We start from the raw sequence: 9,166 nt of genomic DNA, 5'->3' as shown, positions 1-9,166 counted from the left end.
GACCTCGTACCGTTATGCCGCAGGCGCCAACTTCGAGATCACTCCGAACATCCGGCTCTCGGTCGACGCCAAATACATCGACGAAGAAACCTTCGACATCAGCCAGCCGACTTTCTACACCTTCTACCTCAACAATCTGCAGCCCGCGAACGACGTCGACAACGCGTCGGCGACCAATGCGTTCTTCCTGAATCTGGACACCACGGCCTATCTGCCCTCCAATCTGCGCACGGCCATCCAGACGAACACGCAGCAGAACTACTCTGCGCCGACCCTGACCGCGGCCGGCCAGCCGACGACCATCACGGCGGCTCCGTTCGCCAGTCACCTCATGTTCGGGCCTGACCGCACCCAGACCAACTACCGCGAGCTGTTCCAGCTGAACCTCGCTCTGGAAGGCGATCTGGACAGCCTCTGGTTCGTCGATAACTTCAACTGGAGCCTGTCGTACAACGCCGGCGTCGCCGAGGCCGAGAACATCGAGCGCGGCGTCGACAACCAGCGCATGCAGCTGTCGTCCGACGCCGTCGTCGACACCGCCGGCGTGGTCAACGGCCGGCCGGGCGAAGTCGTCTGCCGCGCCAAACTGCTGCGCGCCCAGAACCCCGCCAACGTCCTCGGCGACAGCTTCCGCGGCGGCGATCTCCGTGACTCGGCGGAAGGCCTGGCCGCCCTGAACGCCTGCGTTCCGCTGAACGTGTTCGGCCGCGGCAACCAGAGCGAAGCGGCGCTGGCCTATATCGACGCGACCATCAACCCGACCGAGCGCAACGAGCAGGAGCAGGCCATCGCCTTCGTCTCCGGCGAGCTGTGGGACTTCTTCGGCGCGGGACCGATCGGCGTCGCCGTCGGCGTGGAATACCGCCGCGAGTACACGGAAGCCGCAGGCCGCACCGCGGCCACGGGCGACCGCTTCCTGTTCCTCAACACCGGCGCCGATTTCCCGGGCGTTGAATATGAGTCGGAAGAAGCCTTCGCCGAACTCTCGATCCCGCTGTTCCGCGACAGCTGGCTGGGCGAGTACGCCGAGATCAGCGGCTCCTACCGGTATTTCGACTATACGACCGTGGGCACCGGCGACGTGTATGGCGTCAACTTCGTCTACCGGCCGATCGCCGACATCGCCTTCAAGACCAGCTTCAACACCTCGTTCCGCGCCCCGAACCTGGGCGAGAACTTCGCGCCGCAGAGCCAGACCTTCTTCAACGGCGTGGTCGATCCCTGCGACACCCGTCAGATCGTCGCCATCACCAACACCACGGACCGCGCCAACCGGGTCGCCAACTGCACGACCCTGTTCAACCAGGTCGCGGCGGCTCGCGGTCTGCCGGCCCCGTCGTTCGACTTCAACGGCGCCACGGCGGATCCGAACGACGACTACAACCCGACCTATCCCTCGGGCATCGCGGGCGTCTCGGGCGGCAACCCCTTGCTGCAGCCCGAAACGTCGGAATCCTTCACCTTCTCCACGGTGATCGAGCCGCGCTTCTTCCCGAACTTCAGCCTCGTGCTCGACTACTATGAAGTCGAGATCAAGGACGTCATCGCGGCGGTCACGCCCGCCGCCGCCGCCCTGAACTGCGTCCAGGGGCCCTCGCTGAACCCTTCGGCCTGCAACACCATCTTCCGCCTCAACTCGCCTGTCGCGGGTACGACGGCGGAAGCCCGGTCGCAGGCCTTCGAGATCGGCACCCCCGGCAACACCGGCATCGGCTTCATCCAGGGGTCGATCAACTTCGCCAAACTCCAGACCCGCGGTCTCGACTTCACGGCCCGCTACTCGCTGGACACGGAAGAGGTGTTCGGTCGCAACTGGGGCCGTCTGGACTACTCCCTGCGCGGCAACTGGCTGATCGAGCAGAAGAACTTCACCAACATCTCGAACCCGAACGCGTTCACCGAGCTCGCCAGCTCGGTCAACTACCCCCGCGTTCGCTTCTCGTCGCAACTGACCTGGTCGCCGAACGACGTGTGGAGCGTGACCTGGGTGGCTGACTGGCAAGCGGCGCAGGACATCGTCCAGACCCGCGACCAGATCAACAACCCGGACCAGCGTCCGCCGGAGTTCTTCAACACGGGCGACTTCACCCGCCACGACTTCACCGTTCGCTACAATGTGGACGACAAGCTGTCGCTGCGGGCCGGCGTCACCAACGCCTTCGACGCCGAGCAGCCCGCCTACTTCGGCACCGGCTTCATCGACAACATGGACCCGTACGGCACGCGCTTCTTCTTCGGTCTGAACTACCGCCCGTACTAAGGACGGCAGACCAAACAGGACGGTGAAGGGGCGGCTCGCGAGAGCCGCCCCTTTTCGTTGTCGCGATGTTGAAAACTGCGGTGAAGGTTAACGAAATCCGTGGCCTCGGGCCCGACTCAGCCTAACGGGTAACACTCCCTTAAGCAGTTCAGGTGTTTCCTTAACGCGCTCATAACCAATGCGAATCGGCGGGGAGTCGCATCGGGGTACGGCAAGGGCAGGGTCGGATAAGGTCGGATAAGAATATGTCTCTCTCGCTGGTGCGTCCGCAACACACGGAACTGAAGCCCCGTATCGTCGTCTTCGGCGTCGGAGGCGCGGGCGGCAACGCCGTCAACAACATGATCGACGCCGGCCTTGAAGGGGTCGAGTTCGTCGTCGCCAACACCGACGCCCAGCATCTGTCCTTCGCCAAGACCGACCGTCGCGTCCAGCTGGGCGAGACGATCACGCAAGGGTTGGGCGCCGGCGCCCACCCCGAGGTCGGCATGAACGCCGCCGAGGAGTCCGCCGAAGAGATTTACGGGCACCTGGACGGCGCCCACATGGTCTTCATCACCGCCGGCATGGGCGGCGGCACCGGCACCGGCGCCGCGCCCGTCATCGCCAAATGCGCCCGCGACCGCGGCATCCTGACCGTCGGCGTCGTGACCAAGCCCTTCACCTTCGAAGGCCGCCACCGCATGCGCCTGGCCGATGCCGGCATCGCCGAGCTGCAGCGCTACGTCGACACCCTGATCGTCATCCCGAACCAGAACCTGTTCCGCGTCGCCAACGAACGCACCACCTTCGCCGACGCCTTCGGCATGGCCGACCAGGTGCTGCATTCGGGCGTGCGCTCGATCACCGACCTGATGATCCTGCCGGGCCTGATCAACCTCGACTTCGCCGACGTCCGCGCCGTCATGTCCGAAATGGGCAAGGCGATGATGGGCACGGGCGAGGCCTCGGGCGAGGACCGCGCCCTGCAGGCGGCCCAGAACGCCATCGCCAACCCGCTGCTGGACGAGACCTCGCTGAAGGGCGCCAAGGCCGTGCTGGTGAACATCACCGGCGGCATGGACATGACCCTGCTGGAAGTCGACGAGGCCGCCAACGCCATCGCCGGCGAGGTGGACGCCGACGCCAACATCATCTTCGGCGCCGCCTTCGACCCGGCCCTGGACGGCAAGATCCGCGTCTCCGTCGTGGCCACCGGCATGGAAGACCTGGCCGCCGCCAAGGGCGCGCCCTCGACCGGAACCGCGGCCTTCGACGCCCGCCGTCCGACCCCCGCCTATGCCGCCTCGCGCGCTGAACCGGTCCGTCACGAAACCGCCCGCGCCGAAGCCCCGCGCCAGGCCGAGTCCGCGCCGATCGTCCCGACCTTTCAGTCCAGCCAGCCGACCTTCGGAACTGCGGCCCGCGCTCCCGAGCCGCGCCCGGAACCCGTGATCCACGTCGCCGAGGACCGCGCGCTTGAGCCGATCGTCGATCCGTGGGTCGAGGAGTATGAATCCTCGCCGCGCGCCCGCACGGCCGCCGAAACCACGGCGCCGGTGGCCCAGGGGGACCTGTACATGGACCGCTCGGCTGACCGCGCTCCGCAGCCGGAACCGCGCCGCGAAGAGCCGGCCTATGACGAGTACGACGACCGCGATCACCGCAAGTCGGGCTGGAGCCTGTTCGGCCGCGGCAAGCGTCAGCCGACGCAGCCGACCTATCCGCCGTCGCGTCCGACCGAGTCCCGGATGACCGAGATGCGCCCGACGACGCAGGCCCAGCCGGCGCCCGAGCCGGATCTGAACCAGGCGGAAGACGATCTGGAAATCCCGTCCTTCCTGCGCCGCCTCGCCAACTAGGCCTCTCGACCGATCAGGAAAGCCCCGGAGTTCGCGCTCCGGGGTTTTTCACGTCCGGTACGGTTACGAAAACCGAAACAATCGGAAACCCGACTTTCATTTCGGTGTTGCGAAGCCGTCGCTAGACGGTTGCTGGGGCGTAGTCCGCACGAGGTGCGGACGTCGCGATTGAGAGAGTATGAGCTTGCCGGTCAGCTACGACCATCGCCAGAGGACGACCGTCGCACCCGCGATCATCGCGGGCGTGGGCGTGCACACGGGCGACCGTGTGCGTCTGGCCGTGCGTCCGGCGCCGGTCGGCACGGGCATCGTCTTCGTGCGCACCGACATCAAGGACCGCGACAACCGCATCCCGGTCTCGGGTGAGGCCGTCGTCGACGCCCGCCTGAACACCATGATCGAGAACGCCGCCGGCGTGCGCCTGTCGACCATCGAACACCTGATGGCCGCCTTCTCCGCCCTGGGCGTGTCCAACGCCGTGGTCGAGGTGGACGGCCCCGAGCTGCCGATCCTCGACGGTTCGGCGCTGCAGTTCGTCCAGCTGCTGGACCGCGCCGGTTTCCGCCGTCAGGAAGCGCCGGTCCGCTATATCGAAATTCTGGAGCCGATCCGGGTGCAGGACGGCGACAAGTCCGCGGCCCTGCTGCCGTGCGACCGCTACGAGATGCGGTTCGAGATCGATTTCGATACGCCGGTGATCGGCAATCAGGTGGTGGATTTCGTCGTCGACGAGGAAACCTTCCGCACCGAGATCATGGCCGCCCGCACCTTCGGCTTCGCCCATGAGGTCGAGGCCCTGCGCCGCGCCGGCCTGGCCCGCGGCGGCTCGCTGGAAAACGCCGTGGTCATCGACGGCGACCAGATCCTGAACCCCGGCGGGCTGCGGATGGAACGCGAGTTCGTCAAGCACAAGGCGCTGGACGCCATCGGCGACCTGTACGTGCTGGGCGCGCCCCTGCTGGGCCGCTACGAGGGCGTCAAGGCGGGCCACGCCATCAACAACCTGCTGGTCCGCGAACTGCTGGCCAATCCGCAGGCGTGGCGCGAAGTGACGCGGGTTCCCGAGCTGGCGATGGCGGGCTGACCCGCCGGGAATTCGACTACGAATTCGACCATTCGATGGGGCGATTTGAGGGACGGGCGGCGCGATATGCGCGACAATCCGCCGTGACATCCGACACAATCAACCGACACACCCGACACAATCAACCGATACATCCGACATGACGGACCGACACATCGCCACTTCGGCGGTGATGTCCGTGACAGAACGGAATGGCCCGGCTGTCCGTCAGCCTGTCGCGATCGCGCTCATCAGCCGCCCGAAGTCCGGCTCTCCATTCAGGTAAGCCCGGCGGTTCGAGAAGAAGCGGGTCTCGTCCACGCGCGTGTCGTGGCCGGTCCAGACCGCTTCGCCCACGCGGGCCTGTTCCAGACGCCACAGCACGAAGCCGGGCAGGTCGAACTGACGCTTGTCCGCCGTCGCCCCGGCCTCGAAGAAGCGGCCGCTGCCGGCGTCGTGATGCTCGAAGCGGGCCTGGAAGGCGGCGTCGACCTCGTAGCTGGCCTGGGCGATGCACGGGCCGACGACGGCGACCATGCGGCGCGGCTCCGCCCCCAGCGCCTGCATGGCCGCGACGGTGGAGTGGACGACGCCGTCCAGGGCGCCTTTCCAGCCGGCGTGGGCGGCGCCGACCACGCCCGCCTCGGGGTCGGCCAACAGGATGGGGGCGCAGTCGGCGGTCAGGACGGCGCAGATCACGCCGGACGCGGCCGTCACGGTGGCGTCGCCCTCGGGCCGGTCGCCCTTCCAGCCGGCCTCGGCCACGCGGGCGAGGCTGGAATGGATCTGATAGCAGGCGGCGAAATCGTCGGGCAGACCGCCCATATGCGCGGCGACGCGGCGGCGGTTCTCGGCCGCGGCGGCGGGGTCGTCGGCGGAGCCGAGCCCCGTGTTGAGGCTGTCGTACAGGCCCGTCGACACGCCGCCCTGACGGGTGAAGAAGCCATGGCGGACGCCGGCCCTGTCCAGCAGGGGGTGGGTGATCGGTTGCAGCGTCATTCTCAGTCCTCGAAGCCGGGAACTGTCAGGCTGCGCGGCGAGAAGACCGCACACGCCTTGAACAGGCTTCCCATCTGGTCGTCCGCGGTCAGACGGGCCAGCTGGCGCTCGATGACGGGCGCCGCGTCCGGCCGTCCCGCCTTTAACCGGTCGGCGCGGGCTTCGATCCCCAGCCGCCGCAGGAAATCACCCTGGCCCAGGGTCCCGGTGACGTCGGCGCCGGCGCGAACGGCGGCCTCGAGAACGGTCGGGAAGTCCGCCCACTGGGTCAGGTCGGCCTCCCCCGGCGTCTCCAGCGGATCGACCTTCCGGTGCCGCCGCAGGGCCTGAAGCGTGTCGCCGGCCTCGGGCCGGGCGCGGCCGTAGTCGATCATCAGGGCGGCGCCGGAGGCCGCCTTGACCAGGGCCGCCACCTCGCGGCCGAAGGCGGCCTGCTGATCGGACATTTCGACCGTCTGACCCGGTTCGACGGTGAAGGCGGGGCGGGCGAAGCCGCCCGTGATCCGCACCAGTCCGAAGGTCAGGCCGCCGTCATCGGTGACGCCGACGCGGCGCTCGGCCCAGCCGTCTTCCGTCTTCACGAACTGGCGCGCCGGCAAGCAGTCCAGCACCTCGTTGGCGATCAGGATCACGGGCGCGTCGGTCTCGACCCGGCTCAGGTCCTTGACCCAGCGCGGGTGGACGTCGCTGTCGTTCAGCATCCGCGCCTGGGCGGCGCGCAAGGGCGGGCTGGGCTCGATCAGGACCAGATCGACGGCGGCGAGGAAGTCCGGGGCCAGCCGCGCGGCGCGCAGGGCGTCGGCCATCAAGGTGCCGTCGCCGGGCCCGACCTCGACCAGCCGCACCCGTTCCGGGGCTCCCAGCCGGCGCCACAGCTCGACCGCCCACAGACCGATCAGTTCGCCGAACATCTGGCTGATCATCGGCGCGGTGACGAAGTCGCCCGTCGCGCCGATGGCCGGCCGGGTGGCGTAATAGCCGCCCTCGGGATCGTGCAGGCAGCGGGCGACATAATCGGCCACGGTCATCGGCCCGGTCAGGGCGATCTCGCGCGCCAGTCTGTCCCGCAGCGAAACGCTCATCCGTCAGACGGCGGCGGGCGGCCGACTCCAGGCGCGCCAGATCAGCACGGCGCCGACGATCATCATCGGGACGGACAGGATCATGCCCATGGTCAGACCCAGCGGCAGGTTGTCCAGGCCGGCGTCGGGCTGGCGCACATTCTCCAGCAGGGCGCGCGACAGGCCGTAGCCGAACAGGAAGACGCCCGTGACGTAGCCGGGCTTCGACAGGAGTTTGCCCTTGTGGATGGCGAACCACAGGATGGCGAACAGAACCAGGCCCTCGAGCCCGGCCTCGTACAGCTGGCTGGGGTGGCGCGGCACGTCGCCGGCCGGGCAGCCGTTGTAGAGCCGGTAGATGCGGTCGTTGCAGAAGCGGACGGCCCAGGGGACGGTCGTCTCGCGGCCCCACAGCTCGCCGTTGATGAAGTTGGCGAGGCGGCCGAAGAACAGGCCGATCGGCGCCGCGGGGGCGACCAGATCGCCGAGGCTGAGCAGGCGGATCCTGTGCCGCCATGCGAACCAGACGATCGCGGCCGACACCCCGATCAGGCCGCCGTGGAAGGACATGCCGCCGTCCCACAGACGGAACAGCGCCAGCCGCTCGCTCCATCCGGCCCCGGTGAAGAGCTGTGCGTAGAGCTCGGGCTGGTAGAAGAGCGCATAGCCCAGGCGACCGCCGAGGATGATGCCCAGGGTGATGTAGAGGACCAGATCATCCAGCTGCAGGGTGGTGACGGGGGGCTTGGCGGGCTGCCACAGGGCGTTGGCCTTCACCAGCCGGGCGCAGTACCACCAGCCCAGGACGATGCCGGCGACATAGGCCAGCGCATACCAGCGGATATCCAGCGGACCGATGCTGAACAGCACCGGATCGAACTCGGGAAATTGCACGGGCGCTCCTGTCAGCGGTTCTTGCCGGGCGGTTTAGCAAGCGTCGGCGGGCGCGTCCCTGAATTTTCCGCAATACCGCGTCCACCGCCGCCCAAATCAGGCCATAGGTCGCATCGACAGCAAGGTTTCGTTCACCATATCGGGTGAACCTTCATTAACGACGCTCGCCCTTCGAGCCGGAGCCCGCAGATGCAGACGCGCAACCCCATCCTCGACGAGTTCGCCAAACTGACGACCGGCGCCATGGGCCTGGCCCAGGCGGCGGGCGAGGAGGCGAAGACCGCCTTCCGTGCACAGACGGATCGCATGGCCGCCGAACTGGACCTGGTGCGCCGCGACGAGTTCGACGCCCTGAAGGCCGAGATCGCCGCCCTGCGCGCCGAGGTCGCCGCCCTGAAAGCCCCTGCAAAGACTGGAAAAAAGCCTGCCACGGGAACGTCCACAGGGTCGGTTCCCCCTCAGGACGCAGCCGGTTGAGCCGAATCTGCGAACCCGCCTACCGTTCCGTGACAGGGCGTGAGTCGCGCCCGGAGAGTGCCTGATGGACGTTGTGCGGCCCGAAGAAGTCGATGTTCCCTACGATCCGCTGGATGTCGTGGAACACGTCCTGGTGGCCGAGAACCTGCCGTTCGACCGGACCGAAGAGGGCGATCTGGCCTTCGCCCTGGCCGGCGACTGGAAGGACTATGAGCTGTGGTTCGCCTGGCGGCCGGAGGGCGACTGCCTTCAGCTGTGCTGCGCCCTCGATCTGCAGGCGAAGAAGTCGCGCCGCGCCGCCGCCTATGAGCTGGTCGGCCTGATCAACCAGCGCACCTGGATGGGCCATTTCGAGGTCTGGGCCGAGGACGGCGAGATCGTCTTCCGCCACTCGCTGGCCCTGCCCATGGGCGAGCGTCCGACCCTGGCCCAGGCGGCGTCGATGATCGACGCGGCGGTCGAGGCCGCGGACCGCTACTACCCGGCCTTCGACTTCATGATCCGCGGGTCGAAGAAGCCGCAGGAGGCGATCGACGCCTGCCTGTTCGAGACCGTCGGCACGGCCTGAGGC

General features: G+C 67.8%; 8 protein-coding genes. 5 read left to right on the top strand and 3 right to left on the bottom strand.

What is annotated here, in order from left to right:
- The 3 genes from WC555_RS06210 to lpxC all read left to right on the top strand — a co-directional run.
- Nucleotides 1–2,260, top strand: a 2,260-nt coding sequence (locus WC555_RS06210; RefSeq protein WP_373252163.1) for a TonB-dependent receptor domain-containing protein, incomplete at its 5' end; no start/stop codon positions are given.
- Between the two features lie 245 nt (nt 2,261–2,505).
- A complete protein-coding gene (gene ftsZ / locus WC555_RS06205) occupies nt 2,506–4,101 on the top strand; it encodes a cell division protein FtsZ (RefSeq protein ID WP_373252161.1) in 1,596 nt (531 codons plus the stop codon).
- Nucleotides 4,102–4,279: 178 nt separating this feature from the next.
- The gene (gene lpxC, locus WC555_RS06200; RefSeq protein ID WP_373252160.1) at nt 4,280–5,185 is read left to right on the top strand and encodes a UDP-3-O-acyl-N-acetylglucosamine deacetylase; all 906 of its coding nucleotides are present in this window, start codon (nt 4,280–4,282) and stop codon (nt 5,183–5,185) included.
- A 207-nt stretch (nt 5,186–5,392) separates the two neighbouring features.
- Here lpxC and pgeF read toward each other — a convergent pair whose 3' ends face one another.
- Genes pgeF through lgt form a run of 3 tightly spaced genes read right to left on the bottom strand, consistent with a single transcriptional unit; the run spans nt 5,393 to nt 8,118 of the window.
- Nucleotides 5,393–6,163, bottom strand: a complete 771-nt coding sequence (gene pgeF / locus WC555_RS06195; RefSeq protein ID WP_373252158.1) for a peptidoglycan editing factor PgeF — start codon at nt 6,161–6,163, stop codon at nt 5,393–5,395.
- Between the two features lie 2 nt (nt 6,164–6,165).
- On the bottom strand, nt 6,166–7,245 hold the full coding sequence (locus WC555_RS06190) for a class I SAM-dependent methyltransferase (RefSeq protein ID WP_373252156.1): 1,080 nt from the start codon (nt 7,243–7,245) through the stop codon (nt 6,166–6,168).
- 3 nt (nt 7,246–7,248) lie between these two features.
- Nucleotides 7,249–8,118 carry a prolipoprotein diacylglyceryl transferase gene (gene lgt, locus WC555_RS06185; protein WP_373252154.1) on the bottom strand — a complete coding sequence of 290 codons (870 nt, stop codon included), beginning with the start codon at nt 8,116–8,118 and terminating at the stop codon, nt 7,249–7,251.
- A gap of 189 nt (nt 8,119–8,307) precedes the next feature.
- Between lgt and WC555_RS06180 the strand changes: the two genes are divergently transcribed.
- Together WC555_RS06180 and WC555_RS06175 are read left to right on the top strand one after the other, a co-directional pair.
- Nucleotides 8,308–8,595, top strand: coding sequence for an accessory factor UbiK family protein (locus WC555_RS06180; RefSeq protein WP_373252152.1), 288 nt, complete (start codon nt 8,308–8,310; stop codon nt 8,593–8,595).
- 64 nt (nt 8,596–8,659) lie between these two features.
- On the top strand, nt 8,660–9,163 hold the full coding sequence (locus WC555_RS06175) for a YbjN domain-containing protein (RefSeq protein ID WP_373252150.1): 504 nt from the start codon (nt 8,660–8,662) through the stop codon (nt 9,161–9,163).
- Nucleotides 9,164–9,166 lie beyond the last annotated feature (3 nt).

Source organism: Brevundimonas sp., assembly GCF_041648615.1.
Classification (GTDB): Bacteria; Pseudomonadota; Alphaproteobacteria; order Caulobacterales; family Caulobacteraceae; genus Brevundimonas.
Note: the sequence above shows the minus strand (reverse complement) of the source record. Positions and strands in the feature narration are given on the sequence as shown.